Source organism: Streptomyces sp. NPDC055506, assembly GCF_053643595.1.
Map to the genome: position 1 here is coordinate 1 of NZ_JBSHKH010000111.1, position 20,800 is coordinate 20,800.

The following is a 20,800-nucleotide window of genomic DNA, read 5'->3' on the forward strand; positions in this document are numbered from 1 at the left end:
CGACCTTGTCGGTGGAGACCTCGAGCAGCGGCTCGTCGGCCTCGACGCTGTCGCCGACCGACTTCAGCCAGCGGGTGACGGTGCCCTCGGTGACGGACTCGCCGAGCGCGGGCAGGACCACGTCCGTGCCCTCGGCGGAGCCGCCGCCGGCGGCGGCGTCGGCGGTGGGAGCTGGCGCCGGAGCGGCCTGCTCGGTGGACGGGGCGGCGGGGGCCGGCTCGGGAGCGGGCTCGGCGACCTGCTCGGCGGCCGGGGCCGGGGCGGCAGCGGGGGCACCGCTGCCGTCGTCGATGAGGGCCAGCTCGGCGCCGACCTCGACCGTCTCGTCCTCGGCGACCTTGATGGAGGCCAGGACGCCGGCTGCGGGGGAGGGGATCTCGGTGTCGACCTTGTCGGTCGAGACCTCGAGCAGCGGCTCGTCGGCCTCGACGCGCTCACCCTCGGCCTTCAGCCAGCGGGTGACAGTGCCCTCGGTGACGCTCTCGCCGAGCGCCGGAAGGGTTACGGAAACCGCCATGGTTTCGGTTGCTCCTTACGGAAAGTGCGGAAGTCTGTGTCGTCGCTTCTCGACCGAGGGGGTCAGTCGTGCGAGTGGAGGGGCTTGCCGGCCAGGGCCAGGTGGGCCTCGCCGAGCGCCTCGTTCTGCGTCGGGTGGGCGTGGACGAGCTGCGCGACCTCGGCGGGCAGCGCCTCCCAGTTGTAGATCAGCTGGGCTTCGCCGACCTGCTCGCCCATGCGGTCACCGACCATGTGGACGCCGACCACGGCACCGTCCTTGACCTGGACGAGCTTGATCTCGCCCGTGGTGTTCAGGATCTTGCTCTTGCCGTTGCCCGCGAGGTTGTACTTCAGAGCGACGACCTTGTCCGCGCCGTAGATCTCCTTGGCCTTGGCCTCGGTGATACCGACGGAGGCGACCTCCGGGTGGCAGTACGTCACCCGCGGGACACCGTCGTAGTCGATCGGAACGGTCTTCAGACCGGCCAGACGCTCCGCCACCAGGATGCCCTCGGCGAAGCCGACGTGCGCGAGCTGGAGGGTCGGGACCAGGTCACCGACGGCGGAGATGGTCGGGACGTTGGTGCGCATGTACTCGTCGACCAGCACGTAGCCGCGGTCCATGGCGACGCCCTGCTCCTCGTAGCCCAGGCCCTGCGAGACCGGGCCGCGGCCGACGGCCACCAGCAGGACCTCGGCCTCGAACTCCTTGCCGTCGGCGAGGGTGACCTTGACACCGTCCTGGGTGTACTCGGCCTTCTCGAAGAACGTGCCCAGGTTGAACTTGATGCCGCGCTTGCGGAAGGCGCGCTCGAGCAGCTTGGACGAGTTCTCGTCCTCGACCGGCACGAGGTGCTTCAGGCCCTCGATGACCGTGATGTCCGCACCGAAGGACTTCCAGGCGGAGGCGAACTCGACGCCGATGACACCGCCGCCGAGGACGATGGCCGACTTCGGCACACGGTCCAGGACGAGGGCGTGGTCGGAGGAGATGATGCGGTTGCCGTCGATCTCCAGGCCGGGCAGCGACTTCGGCACGGAGCCGGTCGCGAGCAGCACGTGGCGGCCCTGGACGCGCCGGCCGTTCACATCGACGGAGGTGGGGGAGGACAGCCGGCCCTCACCCTCGATGTACGTCACCTTGCGGGAGGCGACCAGGCCCTGCAGGCCCTTGTACAGGCCGGAGACCACGCCGTCCTTGTACTTGTGGACGCCGGCGATGTCGATGCCCTCGAAGCTGGCCTTCACACCGAACTGCTCGCTCTCGCGGGCCTGGTCGGCGATCTCGCCCGCGTGCAGCAGGGCCTTGGTGGGGATGCATCCCCGGTGCAGGCAGGTCCCGCCGACCTTGTCCTTCTCGATCAGGGCGACGTCCAGGCCCAGCTGCGCCCCGCGCAGGGCCGCGGCGTAACCACCGCTGCCACCGCCGAGGATCACTAGGTCGAAAACGGTGCTGGCGTCGTTCGCCACGTCACGTCCTCCATGCATGTGCGCCGTACGCCGGTCTTCACTGACCGGCAGGCGGCTGGTGTCCGGCCGCTCGTTCTTCGGCCCTTCGGTGGGGCCCTGTCCTGCCGAGCCCCATCTTCGCACTTGTCGACACACAAAGAGACGCCGGGCTGCTGTGTGAGACGCCCCACGTTCAGATGAGCCAAGCCTTGATGCCTGGAGGGCAACGCCCAAGGGGCGCGGGGAACTGCGCGACCAGCCCCCACGCCCCCGCACTCGCCACACAACGGACGAGACCGAGCTCTCAGGCGAAGGTCAGCCCAGATCCCCGGCGGCCGTCAGCTCCGCCAGCCGCACCAGCGTGCGCACGGCCGACCCCGTGCCGCCCTTCGGCGTGTACCCGAAAGGCCCGCCCTCATTGAACGCCGGCCCCGCGATGTCGAGGTGCGCCCAGGTGATCCCCTCGCCCACGAACTCGCGCAGGAACAGACCGGCGACCAGCCCGCCGCCCATCCGCTCGCCCATGTTCGCGATGTCGGCCGTGGGCGAGTCCATCCCCTTGCGCAGGTGCTCCGGCAGCGGCATCGGCCACGCCGGCTCGCCGACCTCCTCCGCGGCCTCGTGCACCGCGGAGCGGAACGCGTCGTCGTTGCCCATGATCCCGAACGTCCGGTTGCCCAGCGCCAGCACCATCGCCCCGGTCAGCGTCGCCACGTCGACGATCGCGTCCGGCTTCTCCTGGGAGGCCGCCCACAGCGCGTCGGCCAGCACCAGCCGGCCCTCGGCGTCGGTGTTGAGCACCTCCACCGTCTTGCCGCTGTACATCCGCAGTACGTCACCCGGACGGGTCGCGGAACCGGAGGGCATGTTCTCGGCCAGGGCGAGCCAGCCGGTGACGTTGACCTCCAGGCCCAGCCGGGCGGCGGCGACGACCGCTGCGAACACGGTGGCCGCGCCGCTCATGTCGCACTTCATCGTCTCGTTGTGGCCGGCCGGCTTCAGCGAGATGCCGCCCGAGTCGTAGGTGATGCCCTTGCCGACGAAGGCGAGGTGCTTCTTCGCCTTCGAGGAGGTGTAGGACAGCTTCACCAGGCGCGGTCCCGCCGCCGAGCCGGCCCCGACGCCGAGGATGCCGCCGTAACCGCCCTTCTCCAGGGCCTTCACGTCGAGCACCTGCACCTTGATGCCGTGCTCCTTGGCCGCGGCCTGCGCGACCGCGGCGAACGCCTCGGGGTTCAGGTCGTTCGGCGGGGTGTTGATCAGGTCGCGGGCGCGGTTGAGCTCCTCGGACACGGCGGCGGCACGCTCGATGGCCGCCTTGTACGCCTTGTCGCGGGGCTTGCCGCCGAGCAGGGCGACCTCGGCGAGCGGGGCCTTGCCGTTCTTCGCCTTGGCGTCCTTGCCGTTGCCCTTGTAGGCGTCGAAGGAGTACGCGCCGAGCAGCGCGCCCTCGCCGATCGCGCCGGCGTCGGCGGGGTCCGTCAGCGGCAGGGCGAAGGCGGCCTTCTTCGTCCCGGCCAGGGCACGGGCGGCGACGCCGGCGGCCTTGCGCAGGGCCTCGGTGTCGTAGTCGGCGTTCTTCTCGGGCACCGCGCCCAGGCCCACCGCAAGTACGAGCGGTGCCTTGAAACCGGACGGTGCCGGCAGCTTCGTCGTCTCGCCCTCGGCACCGGAGGCGCCGAGAGTCTCCAGGACGCCGGCGAGCTTGCCGTCGTACGCCTTGTCCACGGCCTCGGCGCCCGGTGCGACGACCGGCCCCTTGGCACCCTTGGCGACACCGATCACGATCGCGTCGGCCCGCAGACCGGGCGCCGCGGCGGTGCTGAGAGTGAGAGCAGTCACGGTGGTGAAATCTCGCTTCCGATGTGAAGTTGCGATGGTCGAACGGTGTGGGTCGACCGGGCCCGAGCCGACCCTATTCCGACGTCAGGGACCGGTGTCCACGGGGCCTTCCCCGGTGCGGCGAACACTCGACGACGAGACTACGCGCGTGGTCGCGTTCGCTCATTACTGCGGGTGTTCACCTGTCGGTCGCGTAGTAGCCATTTCTTGATCCCGCATGGCGGTGAACTCGGTCACACTCGCTCGGATCCGACGAGAGTCCCGCTCGCCGCTTTGCATGATTTTCACTGATCCTCCTCTGTTCGGCCTCTGTTCGACCGCAAGGGGATCTCTGGGATCTTCTGGGGGAGGAACCATGGCGCAGCGTGCGCGCAGCTGGCGGAACACGGCCGCCGCGATGACGGCGGCAGGAATGATCACGGCCGGGGCGACGGCACCCGGGGCGGCGGCCGCGGAGGAACCGCGCATCGATCTCAAGGTGCTCGTGGTGGACAACGGCGACAGCCCCGTCCAGGCCGTGACCGCCCAGCTCAGAACCACGGGCGTCCCCTACACCACCGTCGACCTGAACGACTCCGGCCGCCCGAGGATCACCGAGTCGTTCCTGAGCGACACCGTGAACGGCAGACCCCGCGCCAAGTACCAGGGCGTCGTCCTGCCCAACGAGGCCCCGTTCGGCGCGGGCTCCGCCGAGCAGACCGCCCTGGAGACCTACGAACGGACGTACGGCATCCCGCAGGTCGACGCCTACACCTGGGCACACCCGGAGGTCGGCCTCGACTACACCAGCGAGGGTGGCTGGGCGGGCACTCTTGACGGCCGCGAGGCATCCGTCACCGCGGCCGGGAAGGCGGGCCGGTTCGGCTACCTCGACGGCGCCTTCCGGTTCGAGGACAACGCGCCGGGCGTACAGGAGAGTTACGGCTACGTCGCCCGGCCCCGGGCCGGCTTCACCAGCTACGTCGACATCCCCGTGCCCGGCGGCACCGGCCGCGGCAGCCTCGTCGGCGAGTACGCCCACGACGGCCGCCGCGAACTCGTCGTGACCTTCGCCTACAACGGCAACCAGCAGCAGTTCCGGCTGCTCGCCCGCGGCATCGTCGAGTGGCTCACCCAGGGCGTGCACCTGGGGCAGACCCGCAACTCCTTCGCGGTGCACGTCGACGACGTGTTCGCCCCGGACAGCCGCTGGGACACCGAACGCGACTGCACCCCGGGCGACTTCGACTGCGCGGGCGGCGACGGCGAGGGCACCACTCCGATCCGCATGACCGCGGACGACGCCGCCTACGCCGCCCAGTGGCAGCGCGAGCACGGCTTCACCATGGACATGGTCTACAACGCCGGCTCCGGCGAGGAATGGAAGAGCGAGCACGGCGGCACCGACGCCCTCACCGACCGGCTGCTCGCCGACAAGGCCCAGTACCGCTGGGTCAACCACACCTACACGCACCCCTTCCTCGGCTGCGTCCAGGACACCTCGAGCGTGCCGTGGAGCTGCGCGAAGAACGCCGACGGCTCGACCCGGTACATGAGCCGCGCCGAGATCGCCGCGCAGATCCGCGACAACCACAACTGGGCCGTGGGCAAGGGCCTCCCGGTCGACCGCACCGAGCTGGTCACCGGCGAGCACTCGGGCCTGAGGACGCTGCCCCAGCAGCCGGACGACAACCCCAACCTGTCCGGCGCCCTCGCCGACACCGGCGTCAGATGGATCGCCTCGGACAACTCCCGCGAGCCCGCGCAGCGGGCGATCGGCAACGCCCTGACCGTCCCGCGCCACCCGATGAACGTGTACTACAACGTGGGCACGGCGGCCGAGATGGCCGACGAGTACAACTGGATCTACACCTCGCGCGGCGACGGCGGCAGCGGCGTCTGCGAGGACAACCCCACCTCGACCTGTCTGGACGAGCCGCTCGACACCACCAACGGCTACGCCGAGCACATCGTCCCGCAGGAGGCGCGCACCGCCCTCGGACACGCCCTCGCGGGCGACCCCCGGCCGCACTACGCGCACCAGTCCAACCTGGCCGAGGACCGGCTGCTCTACCCGGTCATGGAGAAGGTACTGACCGACTACCGAGCCCTGTTCGCCGACAACACCCCGCTGGAGAACCCCCGGCACAGCGCCATCGGCACCGAGGTCCAACGCCGCGCCGCCTGGCAGACCGCCCTGACGAACGGCCGCGTAACGGCATACCGCATCGGCAACACCATCACCATCACGGCCCCGTCCGGCACCCAGATCCCGGCGACCGCCCCGGAGGGCACCAGGAAACAGCTCCTGCTGGGCACCACCGCATTCGGCACCCAGTACGCAGGATCCCGCTCGGCTTGGACGACCCCGGCAGCACTCCAATCGGCGCTCACGCTGAACTTGCCCTAAGGCTTTTAGGGGCGCGGGGAACTGCGCGACCAGCCCATACGAAGCCGCACTCGGCATCCGGGCAGCAGCTCCCCGCACAACATCCGCAACACAGGGGGAATCACCGCATGAGGCGAACAGGGCGCCACGTCACCATGCTCACAGAAGGCACCTACCCACACGTCCACGGCGGCGTCAGCACCTGGTGCGACCAACTCGTCAAGGGCATGCCGGAGGTCGACTTCCACATCGTCTCCCTCACCGGCAACGGCCGCGAACCCGTCACCTGGGACCTCCCGCCCAACGTCTACGCCCACACCTCGGTCCCCACCTGGGGCCCCCGCCCCGGCCGCGCGAGGCCTCCTTACGGCAAGGCCCGCCGCCGCTTCACCGACACCTACGAGCGTTTCCTGCTCTCCTTCCTCGACCCCGGCTCGCCCACCGACTTCGGCACGTCCCTGAACGAGCTGGCCGAACTCGCCCGGGACGGCCGCCTCTCGGCGGCCCTGCGCACCGAGTCGGCCCTGCGGTCGCTGATGTGGATCTGGACGATGCCGCATCTGCCCACCGCGGCCGCACGCCCCACGGTCCACGACGCCCTCACCGCGACCGACCTCCTGGAACACGCCCTCAGGCCCCTGGGCGTCCGCATCCCCGAGGACTCCGTCGCCCACGCCGTCAGCAGCGGCCTCGCGACCCTTCCCGCGCTCGCCGCCCGCCACCTCGACGGCGTACCGTTTCTGCTCACCGAGCACGGCATCTATCTGCGCGAGCGCTATCTCGGCTACCGCCGCGACGCCCAGCGCTGGCCCGTGAAGGCGTTCATGCTCGGCTTCTACCGCGAGCTGAACTCCTACGGCTACCGCGCCGCCGATCTGATCACCCCGTGCAACCAGTACAACCGCCGCTGGGAGGAGCGCGGCGGCGCCGACGCCGGCAAGATCCGCACGGTCTACAACGGCGTCGACCCGGCCGCCTTCCCGCACGCCGGCCCCGAGCCCGAGGTCCCCACCCTCTCCTGGTGCGGCCGGATCGACCCCATCAAGGACCTGGAGACCCTGATCCGGGCCTACGCGATGGTGCGCGCCGAGATTCCCGCGACCCGGCTCAGGCTCTTCGGCCCGGTCCCGCCCGGCGGCGAGGCCTACCGGACCCGCCTGGAGAAGCTCGCCGCCGAACTGGGCGTCACCGACGGGCTGACCTTCGAGGGCCGTATCACCGAGGTCTGGCGGGCCTACGCGGCCGGGCACCTGGTGATGCTGTCGTCGATCTCCGAGGGCTTCCCGTTCTCCATCATCGAGGCCATGTCCTGCGGCCGTACGACGGTGTCGACGGACGTCGGCGGGGTGCGCGAGGCCGTCGGCGACACGGGCCTGGTCGTGCCCCCGCGCGAGCCGGAGAAGATGGCCGCCGCCGCGCTGACCCTGCTCAAGGACGACCAAAGGCGTCTCGAACTGGGCGCGTTGTCGCGCCGGCGCGTCATCGACCGGTTCACGCTGCGCCGCTCGGTGGACGCCTTCCGCACCGTCTACAAGGAACTCGCGGGCGAGGACGAGGTGTACGAGCCCACGCTGGAGATGGTCGCCGACTGGACCCTGGAGCTGCGCGACCCGTGGTATGCGGCCGTGGCGACGGAGGGGGCCGACTGGTGAGCGGAAGCGTCTGGCTCCCGCCGGGTTCCCGTCCGGACACCCTGCCGTACATCCCCCGGCAGCGCGCCACCCCGAGCTGGGCCCGGCCCGACCCGGTGGACGAACTCGCCGCCCGGCTCGAGGACTTCATCGCCGCGGCCGTCCACCCGGACGAGATCGCCGCCCTGCTGGAGTCCGACGGCCTCTCCGACGACCAGATACGCGAGCGGTACGGCGTCAAGAACTCCTTCGCGCTCGCCGAGACCCTCTACGAACGCGTCGAACGCCGCTACCCGGAGCCCGACGGGCCGGTGCCCGACCCCTGGCGGACCGGCCTGCTCGGCTGCCTGCTGCGCGGCGTCGTCTTCGCCCTGCCCGGCCTCGCCTACGTCCTCGGCGCGCCCCTGTTCGCAGGCGACGACGACTTCGGCCTCCCCGCGGGCACGGTCCCGCTGCTCGCCGGAGCCCTGTGCGGCTGGACGTGGAACCAGGGCCTCGCCCACCGGGCGTACGCGTGGCTGGGGCTGGGCGACCGGACGGCCGCCCGGCGTGCCCTGCTGCTCGGCGCCCCGGCCGGCGCCCTGCTCGGCTCCCTGGTCTCCCTGGCCTGCGCGGCCGGTGCCGCCCCGGCCGCGGTCGCCTTCGCCGCCGGGCAGTCCTGGTATCTGGCGGCGGCGACCGTCCTGCTGGTGATGGGTCGCGAACGGCTCCTGCTGGCCGCCCTCGCGCCGATGGCGACGGGCGCGGTCCTCTCCCTGGCCGACCCGCTGCCGGAGGCCGTGAGCCTGGTTCTCCTGCTGGGCTCCCTGGCGGCCGTGGCGGCCCTCGCCGTGCGCGAAGTGGCACCGGCCGCAAAGGAAGAGGGCGGTTGGACCGCCGGTCTCACCGCCCTGCTCCCGCTGGGCGCGTCCGGCACCGCCCCCGCCCCCGCGCCCCGGCGCTCCACCGGGCCCCGGCTCACGGGCTCCCTGCCGTACGCCCTGTTCGGGCTCGCCACCGGCGTTCTCGTGCTGTACGCGGCCCTCGGCGACGTCCTCGCCGGTGAGACCGGCAGCGCGGTCGCGGCCCCTGCCGCCGTGGCGCTCACCCTCAGCATGGGCCCCGCGGAGTGGCTGCTGTATCGATTCCGCGGCGACAGCCTCGCCGCACTGCGCTCCAGCCGCACCGCCGGAGCCTTCCGGCGCACCACCGTCCTCACCGTCGTCGCATGCCTGGCCGCCTACCTCGCCACCCTGCTCTTACTCAGCCTCGCCGCCTCCGCCCTGTGGCCGCACTCCCCGGTCCCCGGCGGCGTCCGGCTGGCCGGGCTGCTCCTGCTGGGCGTGGTGCTGTGGACGGGCCTGCTGCTCCAGTCGTTCGGCGCGGTGACCGGCGCGACGGCGGTGTGCTGTGCGGCCGCCCTCGCCCAGACCCTGCTCCTCGTCACGCACACCGGGGACCCGCACCCGGCGGGCCTGGCCGTGTACGGCACGGCGGCCGTCGTCCAAGGCGCCCTGGTGTGCGCCCTGCTGGGGAGGGCAACAGCCCATCGATGAGCACTCTCCTGGTCCCGTACTACGAGCACCCGTCCGTACGCCCCGCCGAATGGGAGGCGATCGTGGCGGCCGCGCCCCGCCTCTACGGGGTGGTCCTCAACCCGGCCAGCGGGCCCGGCGACCGCCCCGACGCGGCCTTCGCCGAGGTCGCCGCCCGGCTGCGGGACGCGGGCGTCCGGGTCCTCGGGTACGCCGACACCGACTACGGCCGCCGCGCCACCACCGACGTCCTCCGCGACCTCACCCGGCACCGCGACTGGTACGGCACCGACGGCGCCTTCCTCGACCAGGTCCCCTCCGGGCCCGAGCAGTTCGAGTACTACCAGCGGCTGGCGGTGGCCGCCTGGGGTGTCGGCTGCGGCACCCTCGTCCTCAACCACGGCACGGCACCGCACCCCTGCTACGCCCGCATCGCCGACGTCCTCGTCACCTTCGAGGGCAGCTGGGCGTCGTACCGCGCGCTGCGCCCCGAGCCGTGGCCCGGAGGCGGCGACGTCCGGCTGTGCCACCTGGTGTACGACGTGCCGCCCGACGCCGACCCGGAGGGCCTGGCTCGGGCGCGGGGCGCGGCGGTGCACTGTGCTGTGCCCGGCAGCGGCGATCATCCTTGGGGGACACTGCCGTACACCCTGCACCACCCGGAGAACACCCCGTGAGACGCACGTCCCTGCTCGTCGCCCTGCTCGTCCTGCTGCTCGCCGGCTGCACCCAGAAGGAGGCCGACGACAAACCGGGTCCGCGCTGGCAGCCTCGGCCGGGCACCGCCTGGCAGTGGCAGCTCAGCGGGCGCCTGGACACCTCCGTCGACGTGCCGGTCTACGACATCGACGGCTTCGACCACTCCGAGGCCACCGTCCAGCGCCTGCACCGCGAGGACCGCAAGGTCATCTGCTATCTGTCCACCGGCGCCTGGGAGGAGTTCCGCCCGGACGCCGGGAAGTTCCCCAGGGCCGTCCTCGGGCGCGGCAATGGCTGGAAGGGCGAACGCTGGCTGGACATCCGCCGCACCGACGTCCTGGAGCCCCTCATGGCGGCCCGGATCGACATGTGCCGCGACAAGGGCTTCGACGCGGTGGAGCCCGACAACATGGACGGCTACCGCAACGAGACGGGCTTCCCGCTGAAGGCCGCCGACCAGCTCCGCTACAACCGTCTCATCGCCCGCCTGGCCCACGACCGGGGCCTGGCCGTAGGCCTCAAGAACGACCTGGACCAGATCCCCGAGCTGGTCGGGGACTTCGACTTCGCGGTCAACGAGCAGTGCGCCCAGTACGGGGAGTGCGCGGCCCTGAAGCCGTTCGTCGACGCGGGCAAGGCCGTCTTCCACGTCGAGTACGAGCTGCCCACCCGCCGCTTCTGCGCCGAGTCCCGCCGCCTGAAGCTCAGTTCGCTGCTCAAGAAGTACGAACTAGGGGTGTGGCGACAGGCCTGCTGAGCCGGACGCCGGAGACCGCCGTGCCCGCCACCCGGTCGGCGAGGGAACGCCGGCCGGGGGAGAGGACCGGCAGCGCGTTCAGCAGGAACAGCGACACGGCGACCGCCCACACCAGCACCGACAGCACGACCTGGCCCTCGACCAGCAGCACGCAGGCCATCGCGTACACGGCGACGTCCGCGGCGGTGGTGACCGCTGCCCGGCGCGCTGCCCGGCGCGGGAGGCTCGGCGTGACCTTTAGCCCGGCCAGGGCCTTGCCGACCGTGCGCCCGGCCAGCGCCAGGCACGCCCACTGGTAGAGGAACACCGTCAGCACCAGCAGCCCGAAGGCCTGCTCGACGTACAGCACCGACTTGTCCCACAGCCTGAGCCCCAGGTCCTGGGAGGCGTCGAGCATGTCGCCGCGCGAGGTCAGCAGGTCCAGGCCGCCGCGGGCGGCGAGTTCGGGCACGTCGGTGACGAGCGCGGAGATCCGGTGGAAGGTGAGCACGGCGAGCGCCGAGGCCAGCGCCACCACCAGTGCGAAGTCGACGGACCAGGCCACGGCACGGCGCAGCTTCGGCATGAACATCCCCCGATCACTTGTGTGTTCGGGGGACGAAGCTAGCGGCCGGGCGGCCGGTGCAGGAGAGGGACGGGGAGATCGTTTCAGCCCAGTGACAGAACGACCAGCGCCGTCGTCGCCGCCGTCTCCGCGAGCCCGCCGAACACATCCCCGGTGACCCCGCCGAAGCGGCGTGTGCAGTGCCGCAGCAGCGCTTCGGCGGCGGCCAGGGAGAGGACGACCGCGCACACGGTCCGTGCCACGCCGTACGGCCCCCAGAAGGCACTCACCGCTGCCGCGGCCCCAATGACGGCGACGGCGGTGAGCAGCGCCCCGCGCAGGGGCACCACGCCCGCGACCGCCGCCCCCAGCCCCTCCGGCCGGGCCGCCGGGACACCCGCCCGGGCCGCCAGGGTCAGGGCCAGCCGGGCGAGAGTCGCGGAGACGACCGCCGCGAAGGCGCCCCGGGCCCAGGAGGCGTCGTAGGCCTGGGCGAGGGCGGCGACCTGCGCGAGCAGGACGAGGACGAGGGTGATGACTCCGAACGGCCCGATGTCCGACTGCTTCATGATCCGCAGCGCGTCCTCGGCGGGCTTCCCGCTGCCCAGCCCGTCGGCGGTGTCCGCGAGCCCGTCGAGATGCAGCCCCCGGGTGAGGACGGCCGGCACGGCGGCGGTGGCCACGGCGGCGAGCAGCCCGCCCGCGCCGAGGAACAGCAGCACCAGCCCGACGGCGGCGGCGGCCACGCCGACGGCCAGCCCCGCGAGCGGAGCGCCGAGCATGCCGCCGCGCGCGGCCTCCCGGTCCCACCGGGTCACCCGGACCGGGAACACCGTGAGGGTGCCGAAGGCGAAGCGGAGACCGTCGAGAGGCGAGGTAGCGGGCACCGGCGCAGGCTACCGGCCGGTCAGGAGAGCGGGCACGGCGGCCGAGGATAAAGTTCACATATGGGATGGTTCGAGACGAACATCATGGAACCCGGCAAGCTGCCGCTGCTCCTCGCTCTCATCTCGTTCGTGATGACCTTTCTGATCACCCGGGGCATCACCCGTCTCATCCGGGCGGGCAAGGGCCCCTTCCGCAACATCAGCGGCAGCGGTGGTGTCCACGTCCACCACGTGGTCCCCGGCGTCATCCTGACGATCGTCGGCGGCTTCGGCGCGGTCGCCGGCGGCCAGCACGGCTTCGGCTCGTGTCTGGCCGCGGTGCTCTTCGGCATCGGGGCGGGACTCGTCCTCGACGAGTTCGCCCTGGTCCTGCACCTCGCCGACGTCTACTGGACCCCGGCCGGCCGCAAGAGCGTCGAGATGGTCGTCCTCACCGCCTCCCTCGTCGGCCTGCTCCTGCTCGGCTTCTCGCCGCTGGGCGTCAACGACCTCTCCGAGGACCAGCAGCAGAACCGCGCCGTCGTCCTCGCCAACGTCGTCGTGAACTTCGCCTTCGCCCTCGTCGCCCTGTTCAAGGGCAAGGTCCGCCTCGCCGTCCTGGGCGTGATCATCCCCCTCGTCGCCCTGATCGGCGCCGTACGGCTGGCCCGCCCCACCTCGCCGTGGGCCAAGCGGTTCTACCGCAACCGCCCCCGCGCCCGGGCGAAATCCGGCCTGCGGGCCTACCACCACGACCGCCGCTGGGTGGGCCCCCGGCGCAGATTTCAGGACTGGATCGGCGGCGCGCCCGACCCCGAGCCCGTCCGGTCCCTCGAACACCACTGACGCAGCGCACCGGCCGCGTACAACACCAGCACGGCCGCGATCGCCGCCAGATGCTCCTTGCCCGCGAGGTTCTCCTTCACGGCGACCTCGACGACCATGGCCATGGTCACCACCGCCGCCGTGACATACGCGCGATAGCGCAGGCCCAGGTAGACGGCAAGACCCACCACCGCCGCCGAGGGCCCGGTGTCCACGACCCACGCGTCCGAGGCGGGCAGGCCCAGCGGGGAGTCCGGGCCCACCCAGATGCCGAGGCGGGCGTACAGCGTGCCCGCGAGCGTCGCCAGGTAGGCGATGAACAGGGCCCGCCGCCACCCCAGGCAGAGCTCCGCGATACCGAACACCAGCAGGATCTGTGCCAGCGCACCCCACACCGGCAGATCGAGCGCGGGCACGAACAGCGACAGCGGCGTCCGCAGCAGCGCGAGCCACAGCGGGTCCTCCGCCCGCACGGCACCGATGTTCTGAACGAACCGGTACCCCCACGACTGGTTGTGCACGAAGTGCAGCACGGACGTCAGGCACACCGCCCCGGCCGCCATCGGCACCGCGCGCAGCCGCCGCTCCCGCAGCGGCCCGCGCACCGCGGCGTACAGCCGCCCCCATTCGGCGCGGGCCCAGCGGGCGAGCGTGGTCATCGGGTCGTCCTCGTCCATGGGCCGGTGCGGCAGCGGGTGTGCGCGGCGTCTGTGGCTCAATCAAACCGACACCACACGCGAAGACCGACCGGAACGGGACGAAGTTGAGCCAGGTGTGCGTGACCTGGATCTCCCGGGCTTCTACTCCTCCGAGGGAACCACGGAGTCCTCCGTGACCTCCGGCTTCTCCGACTCCTTCGGCTTCTCGGGCAGCTCCGCCGCCAGCGCCGCCGCGGCCTGCACCAAGGGGAGCGCCAGCAGACCGCCCGCGCCCTCGCCCACGGTCACACCCTGGGTCAGCAGCGGCTCCAGGGCCATCCGGTCCAGCGCCTTCGCCTGCCCGGGCTCGCCGCTGTCGTGCGCGGCCAGCCACCAGTCCGGCGCCCGGAACGCGATCCGCTGCCCGACCAGCGCGCACGCGGCCGTCACGACCCCGTCGAGCACCACCGGCAGCTTCCGCACGGCACTCTGCAGCAGGAAGCCCGTCATCGCCGCGAGATCGGCCCCGCCCACCGTCGCCAGCAGCTGCAACTGGTCCCCGAGCACCGGCCGGGCCCGGCGCAGCGCGTCGCGGATCGCCGCGCACTTGCGCATCCAGGCCAGGTCGTCGATCGCCAGCCCGCCGCGCCCGGTGACGACCGACGCGTCGACCCCGCACAACGCCGCGACCAGCACGCCCGCCGCCGTCGTCCCGCCGACGCTCACATCGCCGAGCACCACCAGATCCGTACCGGAGTCGGCCTCCTCGTCGGCCACCGCGACCCCGGCCCGGAACGCCGCCTCGGCCTCCTCCAGGGTCAGCGCGTCCTCGATGTCGATCCGCCCGCTGCCGCGTCGCACCCGGTGCCGTACGACGTCCTCGGGCAGGGCCTCGGGGTCACAGTCCAGGCCCATGTCGACGATCCGCACCGGCACGCCGAGCCGCCGCGCGAGCACCGAGACGGGCCTGCCGCCCTCCAGTACCTCGCGCACCAACTCACCGGCACCGCCCGCCGGCCGGGCCGAGACGCCCAGCTCCGCGACGCCGTGGTCACCGGCGAAGAGCACCACCCGCGGCCGGTCCACCGGCCGTACCGGCACCGCGGACTGCGCCGCCGCCAGCCACTCACCCAGTTCGTCGAGGCGGCCCAGCGATCCTGGCGGCACGATCTGCCGCTCCCGGCGCGCCTCGGCGTCACGGCGGACCCCGCCGTCCGGACGCTCGATCAGATCGGTGAAGTCGTCGAGATTAAGCGAGCTCATTCGCCGAACAGTACCGGCAGCGATCGAACAGCACGGCGCCACATCGCGACTCCGTCACGGCGACGTCGTTGCACCCAAGATCGGCATCCCATACGTTCCTGTTTGCAGCGGATTGTCGTACGTCCCTGCCGTACGTCTCGCGCCCGGGAGCCGCCCATGCCCGAACTTCCCGCCCCCTCCGTGCCCCAGACGCCCGCGCCGGTCCACGAACCGCGCCGCGAGGACTGCCCCTGGTGCGGCTCCGTCCGGCTGCGCAACCGGCTGCGCACCGGTGACCTGCGGCAGTACAAGCCGGGCAACTTCACCGTCGACGACTGCCGCGACTGCGGCCACACCTTCCAGAACCCCCGCCTCACGGCCGAGGGCCTCGTCCACTACCGCCGGACCGTGCGCGGAGCACCCAGGGACCCCACGGCCGACGCCCTCATCGCACTGCGCGCCGGACAGGACCGCCACCGGTCGGCGGCCCGGGCGATGCTGCCCTTCGGGGAGCCGGAGAGCTGGCTGGACGTGGGGACGGGCCACGCGCGCTTCCCGGCGACGGCCCGGGAGTTCTTCCCGTACACCTCCTTCGACGGCCTTGACGACACCCCGGACGTGGTCCGGGCCGTCCCGGCCGAACGCGTCGAGGAGGCCCACGTCGGCCGGCTGTCGGACCCCCGGATCTCGGGCCCGCTGCGCGCCCGCTACGACGTGGTCAGCATGCTCCACCACCTGGAGGGCGCCCCCGACCCCCGCGCGGAACTCCGCGCCGCCCTCTACGTCCTGCGCCCCGGCGGCCATCTGCTCATCGAGACCCTCGACCCCCGCAGCGTCTTCGCCGCGCTCCTGGGCCGCTGGTGGCTCCCCTACGACCAGCCCCGCCACCTCCACCTGCTGCCCCCGCGCAACCTACGGGCCGAACTGGAGACGACCGGCTGCACGGTGCTCACCCTCGACCACCGCCCCACCCACATCCCCCACGACCTCTCCGGCGCGACGTCTTTGGCCCTCTCCCACGCCCTCCCCGCCCCGGACACCCCCTGGCGAGCCATCCCCCCACCCCCCTTCCACCGCCACGCCCGCGAGGCCCTCCTACGAGCGGGCCTCCCCCTGGTGGGTGCAGCGGCCCTGGCAGACCACCTACTGGCCCCGCTGGCCCGCCGCACACGCTTGGCGAACACGTACCGCCTGATCGCCCACAAGCGCACGTAGCTGCGGGCATGCGTGCCGCTAAGGGCGGCACGGGTGGGCGCAGCGGCACCCCGCTCCGCCGGGTTGCGGACCCACCCGCCCTCAGCCCAAAACGCCCCGCACCCCTCACCCCCGCAGCACCACAGCCTGCCCCGCCACCACCAACAGCACCTGCTCACACTGCTCCGCGAACCCCGCGTTCAACCGCCCCAGTTCATCCCGATACCGCCGCCCCGACGCAGTAGACGGCACAATCCCCGACCCCACCTCGTTCGACACGGCGACAACAACCCGCCGACTCGAACGCACCGCCTCCGTCAACTCCCGCACCCGCTCCCGCAACGCCTTCTCCCCCCGCTCCGCCCACACCGCGTCGTCCCACGCCCCGACGGAGTCCATCGCATCCGTCAGCCACAACGACAGACAGTCGACCAGCACCGGCGGCCCCTCCTCCGCCAGCAGCGGCACCAGGTCGCAGGTCTCCACCGTCCGCCACGACCCCGGCCGCCGCTCCCGATGCGCGGCCACCCGCACCGACCACTCGGTGTCCCCGTTGCGCGACCCGCCCGTCGCCACGTACAGCACGTCGGGAAAGGCCTCCAGCCGGCGCTCGGCCTCCACCGACTTGCCCGACCGCGCCCCGCCCAGCACCAGGGTCCGCCGCGGTACGTCCGGCACGTCCTCGTACGCCCCCACCGCCAGCGTCGCCCCGTCCGGCACCGCCCGCGCCCCGGCCGCCGCGAGCCGCCGCCTGAGCTCCGCGCCCGGCGGCACGTCATGGTCCAGATGGACGGCGACCACATCGGTCGTCGGCCCCACCGCCCCCACCGCCCGCAGCTTCGCCAGCGCGTCCGGCCGCCCCACGACATCCGCGAGGACCATGTCGTACGGCTCGGCCGGTTCCGCCAGCCCCGCCGGCGCCCCGCCCGGCGGCAGATACAGCAGCCGCTGCCCCTCCGGCCCGGTCACCGCGTACCCGGTGCCCGGCGCGTCCATGGCCACCGCCCGCACCCGGTGCCCCGTCAACAGCGTCAACTCCTGCCCGTCCGGCACCCGTCCGGGTTGCGGCAGCCCGGCCGGCACCTCGACCGCGGGCCCGTCATGCGGATGCGACAACAGCACCTGCCGCACGCCGGTCAGCGACCGCCCCGCCCGAGCCGCCGCGAACGCCGCACCGGGCGTCAGATCGAGCAACAGCGCCCCGTCCAAGAGCAACGCGGTGGCCGCCCGGGAATCCGGCCCGAGAGCAGCCGAACAGTTCGCACAGGGACAGTCAGGACGGGGCAGCCCCGCGGGAGCGCCGGTACCGAGCAGAGTAAGTTCCACGCCCCGATTCTCACCCCTGGCCATGGGACATGCGTGGCGGCGACGCCCCCAAGGGGCGCGGGGAACTGCGCGACCAGCCCACTACCACCCGCACACGCCCGACAACCCGCACTCCCGCAACGCCTATAACGCCCCACCCAACGAAACGCTTAGGCTCGACACAGGAGCCGGACCAAGATCCGGCTCCCGCTGTGCAGTGTGTTCACACATGGGAGGCGTACATGGCGGCATGGACGTGGCGGTTCGAGAAGGCCGACGGGGCGGAGGTCCAGCCCGCGGTACCGCCGGAGGACTTCCCCACCCAGGGGGATGCCGAGTCCTGGATCGGGGAGCACTGGAAGGCCCTCCAGGAAGGCGGTGCCGACCAGGTGCGGCTGTTCGAGGACGCCACGGAGATCTACGGCCCGATGAGTCTGCACGCGGCCGAGGCGTGAGCCCGGGGCGGGGGCCGACGGCCCTCGCCCACCCCCTCTTCCGCGGACCCGGGGGCGTCAGCCCCGCACACCGCACAGGTGCAGCAGCGCCGCCACCCCGCGGTACGGGTCCGTCCGCCCGGCCTTCTCCTCCACCGCGAGCAGCGTCTCGGCGTCGTCCGGGACCTCCGCGCCGTCCTCCGCCGAGTCGGTGAACACGCTCACCCCGTACCAGGCGTGCAGCGGCGCCCCGATCCCCGCGAGCGTCGACGTCAGATCCTTCAGCCGGTCGGCCCGTACGTCGAGCCCCAGGCGGATGGGGGTCCCCCCGTTCGAGTCTTTTCGAGAATGGGGGAGGTTGGCGGTCGTGTCGAAGGCGCTCAGCGCGTCGGCCCAAGCGCCGGACAGCCCCGGCCGCAGCGCGAGCGCGTCGCCGTTGCGCACGAGCAGGGACAGCAGCCCGCCGTGCGCGAGCATCCGGGCGAGCCCCGCCAGCAGCGGGTCGGGCTCCTCCACGTACATGAGCACGCCATGACACAGCACCACGTCGAAAGCGCCCGGCAGGAAGTGCACGCCGGTGTCCCGGCCGTCGCCCTCGATGATCCGCATCCGCTTCCGGATGCCCTCGGGTTCCCCCGCGAGGGACTCCCGGGCCACGGCGACCATCTTGGGGTCCTGCTCCAGACCGGTCACCTGGTGCCCGGCCCGGGCCAGCCGCAGCGCCTGCGTGCCCCGGCCCATGCCCACGTCGAGCACCCGCAGTCGCTGCCCGACCGGGAACCGCCCGGATATCTGCTCGTCCAGCTGGCGGGCGACCAGCTCCTGCCGGACGACATCGCGCAGCCCGCCCGGCCCGGTCCCCCGGGCATCCGCCGCGCTCTCGGAAAACGGCGTTGTGGTCAGGGCCGCTCTCCGCGCTTGACCTGCGGCTTCGGCAGCCGGAGCCGACGCATCTGGAGGGAGCGCATCAGGGCGTAGGCGACCGCGCCACGCTTGTTCTCTCCGGCGAACCGCTCGGCCAGCTGCTTCTTCAGACGGAATGCGGAGACGAACGAGTCGAGCACGATCATCACGATCACCACGAGCCACAGCAGCAGCGCGACGTTCTGCAGCGAGGCCACGCGCACCATGCTCAGCACGAGGATGACCACGGCCATCGGCAGGAAGAACTCCGCGATGTTGAACCGCGAGTCGACGAAGTCGCGCGCGAACCGGCGGACCGGCCCCTTGTCACGGGCGGGCAGATACCGCTCGTCGCCGCTGGCCAGCGCCTGACGCTGGCGCTCCATCGCGGTACGGCGCTCCGCGCGCTGGCGCTTGGCGGCCTCCTTGCGCGTCGACGACGTGTTGGCCACGCTGCGACGCTGCGACTGGGCCGCGCTGCGCTTGGGCGTGGGGCGGCCCTTGGGGGCCTCGGGGTGACGGGGCTGACTGGAGTCGGTCTCCGGCGCCTTCACGGCGTCCTGGGCCTTCTCATCCTTCGCACGGCTACGGAACACAAAACCCAAGGGTAAGGGCTTCCGGGCATGGACCCCAGTCCCGTGGGGAACGATCCGGCAACACCAGTCGTCTGTATGGGGACAGAGCGGACGATGTGTACGGCTCCGACGGTTTCCCGGGATGTACGCCTCCGGTAACCCCGGGGACCACCTACTCCCTACGCCGGAGCAGGACCGTCCACAGTCGTCCTTGGGGATGAGCGCATCCGTCCCCGAACAGTGCGGTAATGGATGCAGGGCCCGTACTGTGGGTTCTGTCGCAGGAGCTGGAGCCGGTTCGGTCAGAAGGGGGCGCGCGAAGCCCATGAGCGGTGTCATGAAGCGTATGGGGATGATCTTCCGCGCGAAGGCGAACAAGGCCCTTGACCGGGCCGAGGACCCGCGCGAGACCCTCGATTACTCGTACCAGAAGCAGCTGGAGCTCCTCCAGAAGGTGCGCCGTGGCGTCGCCGACGTGGCGACCAGCCGCAAGCGCCTGGAGCTGCAGCTCGCCCAGCTGAACAAGCAGTCCTCCACGCTGGAGGACCAGGGCCGCAAGGCGCTCGCGCTGGGCCGTGAGGACCTGGCCCGTGAGGCGCTCTCCCGCCGGGCCGCCCTCCAGCAGCAGGTGACCGATCTGGAGACCCAGCACGCGACGCTCCAGGGCGAGGAGGAGAAGCTCACCCTGGCGGCCCAGCGGCTCCAGGCCAAGGTCGACGCCTTCCGTACGAAGAAGGAGACGATCAAGGCGACGTACACGGCGGCCCAGGCGCAGACCCGGATCGGCGAGGCCTTCTCCGGCATCTCGGAGGAGATGGGCGACGTCGGCCTGGCGATCCAGCGTGCCGAGGACAAGACGGCCCAGCTCCAGGCCCGCGCCGGCGCGATCGACGAGCTGCTCGCCTCCGGGGCGCTGGACGACCCCTCCGGCATGCACAAGGACGACATCCAGGCCGAGCTGGACCGGCTCTCCGGTGGTACGGATGTAGAGCTGGAACTGCAGCGGATGAAGCAGGAGCTGGCCGGAGGCCCGGCCGCCGGGCAGCAGGCCATCGAAGGTGGTGGCACGAGCCAGTCGCAGCAGCAGGACCGGCAGCAGCCGCAGGACACCCCGCGCTTCGACAAGCAGTAGGGGCCCACGCCTAGGAGGGCGACATGATCGTACGGATCATGGGGGAGGGCCAGGTGAGGCTGGCCGACGGCCACCTCACCGAACTGAACAAGCTGGACGACGAGCTCCTGTCCGAAATGGAGAACGGCGACGGCCCCGCCTTCCGCCGCACCCTCCAGGCCCTGCTGACCAGGGTCCGCGACCTCGGCGACCCCCTCCCGGACGACTCCCTGGAACCCTCGGAACTGATCCTCCCGTCCCCGGACGCGACCCTCGAAGAGGTCAGGGACTTCCTGAGCGACGACGGCCTGATCCCCGGCTGAGGCTTAGCTGCGGGCATGCGTGCCTCCCCCAGTGCCTTAAGGGCCTGGGAGGTGCCCCCAGGGCGGCACGGGTGGGCGGTGG

The 20,800-nt window shown here is 72.1% G+C and carries 20 protein-coding genes; 10 read left to right on the forward strand and 10 right to left on the reverse strand.

All coding sequences use genetic code 11. The features are described 5' to 3' along the window. From ACWIF2_RS31130 to ACWIF2_RS31140, 3 genes are all read right to left on the reverse strand, one after another. The coding region (locus ACWIF2_RS31130; protein WP_454364198.1) for a biotin/lipoyl-containing protein at nt 1-517 on the reverse strand (517 nt) is incomplete at its 3' end. 62 nt (nt 518-579) lie between these two features. Next, the gene (lpdA, locus tag ACWIF2_RS31135; protein WP_454364200.1) at nt 580-1,968 is read right to left on the reverse strand and encodes a dihydrolipoyl dehydrogenase; all 1,389 of its coding nucleotides are present in this window, start codon (nt 1,966-1,968) and stop codon (nt 580-582) included. A gap of 294 nt (nt 1,969-2,262) precedes the next feature. Further along, complete coding sequence (locus ACWIF2_RS31140) at nt 2,263-3,789, reverse strand: leucyl aminopeptidase (RefSeq protein WP_454364201.1); 1,527 nt, start codon at nt 3,787-3,789, stop codon at nt 2,263-2,265. Between the two features lie 355 nt (nt 3,790-4,144). Here ACWIF2_RS31140 and ACWIF2_RS31145 point away from each other — a divergent pair, with 355 nt between their 5' ends. The 5 genes from ACWIF2_RS31145 to ACWIF2_RS31165 all read left to right on the forward strand — a co-directional run bounded on the left by ACWIF2_RS31145 (nt 4,145) and on the right by ACWIF2_RS31165 (nt 10,758). Next, complete coding sequence (locus tag ACWIF2_RS31145; RefSeq protein ID WP_454364202.1) at nt 4,145-6,178, forward strand: hypothetical protein; 2,034 nt, start codon at nt 4,145-4,147, stop codon at nt 6,176-6,178. 107 nt (nt 6,179-6,285) lie between these two features. Beyond that, nucleotides 6,286-7,809, forward strand: coding sequence for a GT4 family glycosyltransferase PelF (gene pelF, locus ACWIF2_RS31150; RefSeq protein WP_454364204.1), 1,524 nt, complete (start codon nt 6,286-6,288; stop codon nt 7,807-7,809). After that, nucleotides 7,806-9,323, forward strand: a complete 1,518-nt coding sequence (locus tag ACWIF2_RS31155) for a hypothetical protein (RefSeq protein ID WP_454364206.1) — start codon at nt 7,806-7,808, stop codon at nt 9,321-9,323. The genes pelF and ACWIF2_RS31155 overlap by 4 nt, the downstream gene beginning before the upstream one ends. Further along, the gene (locus ACWIF2_RS31160; RefSeq protein WP_454364207.1) at nt 9,320-9,979 is read left to right on the forward strand and encodes a spherulation-specific family 4 protein; all 660 of its coding nucleotides are present in this window, start codon (nt 9,320-9,322) and stop codon (nt 9,977-9,979) included. Before ACWIF2_RS31155 ends, ACWIF2_RS31160 begins: the two co-directional genes overlap by 4 nt. Then, nucleotides 9,976-10,758 (forward strand): endo alpha-1,4 polygalactosaminidase, encoded by a 783-nt coding sequence (locus ACWIF2_RS31165; protein ID WP_454364209.1) that lies wholly within the window; start codon nt 9,976-9,978, stop codon nt 10,756-10,758. Before ACWIF2_RS31160 ends, ACWIF2_RS31165 begins: the two co-directional genes overlap by 4 nt. Here the strand turns inward: ACWIF2_RS31165 and ACWIF2_RS31170 are convergent. Beyond that, complete coding sequence (locus ACWIF2_RS31170; protein WP_454364211.1) at nt 10,718-11,323, reverse strand: RDD family protein; 606 nt, start codon at nt 11,321-11,323, stop codon at nt 10,718-10,720. The two genes, ACWIF2_RS31165 and ACWIF2_RS31170, sit on opposite strands and share 41 nt — an antisense overlap. Before the next feature lie 83 nt (nt 11,324-11,406). Beyond that, entirely contained in the window at nt 11,407-12,189 is a 783-nt protein-coding gene (locus ACWIF2_RS31175; protein ID WP_454364213.1) for an adenosylcobinamide-GDP ribazoletransferase, read from the reverse strand. A 60-nt stretch (nt 12,190-12,249) separates the two neighbouring features. On the opposite strand from ACWIF2_RS31175, the gene ACWIF2_RS31180 reads away from it, so the two are divergent. Further along, on the forward strand, nt 12,250-13,014 hold the full coding sequence (locus ACWIF2_RS31180; RefSeq protein ID WP_454364214.1) for a hypothetical protein: 765 nt from the start codon (nt 12,250-12,252) through the stop codon (nt 13,012-13,014). Here ACWIF2_RS31180 and ACWIF2_RS31185 read toward each other — a convergent pair. Then, nucleotides 12,954-13,652: a hypothetical protein gene (locus ACWIF2_RS31185; RefSeq protein ID WP_454364230.1), complete on the reverse strand. Its 699-nt coding sequence runs from the start codon at nt 13,650-13,652 to the stop codon at nt 12,954-12,956. The genes ACWIF2_RS31180 and ACWIF2_RS31185 overlap by 61 nt on opposite strands. Before the next feature lie 141 nt (nt 13,653-13,793). Then, a complete protein-coding gene (gene cobT, locus ACWIF2_RS31190) occupies nt 13,794-14,894 on the reverse strand; it encodes a nicotinate-nucleotide--dimethylbenzimidazole phosphoribosyltransferase (protein WP_454364216.1) in 1,101 nt (366 codons plus the stop codon). Between the two features lie 156 nt (nt 14,895-15,050). Here cobT and ACWIF2_RS31195 point away from each other — a divergent pair, with 156 nt between their 5' ends. Further along, nucleotides 15,051-16,088, forward strand: coding sequence for a class I SAM-dependent methyltransferase (locus tag ACWIF2_RS31195; protein WP_454364218.1), 1,038 nt, complete (start codon nt 15,051-15,053; stop codon nt 16,086-16,088). Nucleotides 16,089-16,193: 105 nt separating this feature from the next. On the opposite strand, the gene ACWIF2_RS31200 is transcribed toward ACWIF2_RS31195, so the two are convergent. Further along, nucleotides 16,194-17,393 (reverse strand): bifunctional adenosylcobinamide kinase/adenosylcobinamide-phosphate guanylyltransferase, encoded by a 1,200-nt coding sequence (locus ACWIF2_RS31200; protein ID WP_454364219.1) that lies wholly within the window; start codon nt 17,391-17,393, stop codon nt 16,194-16,196. Nucleotides 17,394-17,614: 221 nt separating this feature from the next. On the opposite strand from ACWIF2_RS31200, the gene ACWIF2_RS31205 reads away from it, so the two are divergent. Next, nucleotides 17,615-17,827: a hypothetical protein gene (locus ACWIF2_RS31205; protein WP_454364221.1), complete on the forward strand. Its 213-nt coding sequence runs from the start codon at nt 17,615-17,617 to the stop codon at nt 17,825-17,827. A gap of 57 nt (nt 17,828-17,884) precedes the next feature. Here the strand turns inward: ACWIF2_RS31205 and ACWIF2_RS31210 are convergent, their stop codons facing one another. Together ACWIF2_RS31210 and ACWIF2_RS31215 are read right to left on the reverse strand one after the other, a co-directional pair. After that, a complete protein-coding gene (locus tag ACWIF2_RS31210) occupies nt 17,885-18,625 on the reverse strand; it encodes a class I SAM-dependent methyltransferase (RefSeq protein WP_454364231.1) in 741 nt (246 codons plus the stop codon). Between the two features lie 80 nt (nt 18,626-18,705). Beyond that, nucleotides 18,706-19,305 (reverse strand): DUF3043 domain-containing protein, encoded by a 600-nt coding sequence (locus ACWIF2_RS31215; protein WP_454364223.1) that lies wholly within the window; start codon nt 19,303-19,305, stop codon nt 18,706-18,708. Between the two features lie 325 nt (nt 19,306-19,630). Between ACWIF2_RS31215 and ACWIF2_RS31220 the strand changes: the two genes are divergently transcribed. Beyond that, nucleotides 19,631-20,416 (forward strand): PspA/IM30 family protein, encoded by a 786-nt coding sequence (locus ACWIF2_RS31220; RefSeq protein WP_399019990.1) that lies wholly within the window; start codon nt 19,631-19,633, stop codon nt 20,414-20,416. Between the two features lie 23 nt (nt 20,417-20,439). After that, on the forward strand, nt 20,440-20,718 hold the full coding sequence (gene pspAA, locus ACWIF2_RS31225; protein WP_454364224.1) for a PspA-associated protein PspAA: 279 nt from the start codon (nt 20,440-20,442) through the stop codon (nt 20,716-20,718). The last annotated feature ends 82 nt before the right edge of the window (nt 20,719-20,800 follow it).

Excerpts from the sequence above, each read along its gene's own strand:
- ACWIF2_RS31170 (WP_454364211.1), bottom strand. The coding sequence starts at position 11,323 with ATGCCGAAGCTGCGCCGTGCCGTGGCCTGGTCCGTCGACTTCGCACTG.
- ACWIF2_RS31220 (WP_399019990.1), top strand. The coding sequence starts at position 19,631 with ATGGGGATGATCTTCCGCGCGAAGGCGAACAAGGCCCTTGACCGGGCC.
- pspAA (WP_454364224.1), top strand. The coding sequence starts at position 20,440 with ATGATCGTACGGATCATGGGGGAGGGCCAGGTGAGGCTGGCCGACGGC.
- ACWIF2_RS31185 (WP_454364230.1), bottom strand. The coding sequence starts at position 13,652 with ATGACCACGCTCGCCCGCTGGGCCCGCGCCGAATGGGGGCGGCTGTAC.
- ACWIF2_RS31145 (WP_454364202.1), top strand. The coding sequence starts at position 4,145 with ATGGCGCAGCGTGCGCGCAGCTGGCGGAACACGGCCGCCGCGATGACG.
- ACWIF2_RS31195 (WP_454364218.1), top strand. The coding sequence starts at position 15,051 with ATGCCCGAACTTCCCGCCCCCTCCGTGCCCCAGACGCCCGCGCCGGTC.
- pelF (WP_454364204.1), top strand. The coding sequence starts at position 6,286 with ATGAGGCGAACAGGGCGCCACGTCACCATGCTCACAGAAGGCACCTAC.
- cobT (WP_454364216.1), bottom strand. The coding sequence starts at position 14,894 with ATGAGCTCGCTTAATCTCGACGACTTCACCGATCTGATCGAGCGTCCG.
- ACWIF2_RS31160 (WP_454364207.1), top strand. The coding sequence starts at position 9,320 with ATGAGCACTCTCCTGGTCCCGTACTACGAGCACCCGTCCGTACGCCCC.
- ACWIF2_RS31180 (WP_454364214.1), top strand. The coding sequence starts at position 12,250 with ATGGGATGGTTCGAGACGAACATCATGGAACCCGGCAAGCTGCCGCTG.
- ACWIF2_RS31205 (WP_454364221.1), top strand. The coding sequence starts at position 17,615 with ATGGCGGCATGGACGTGGCGGTTCGAGAAGGCCGACGGGGCGGAGGTC.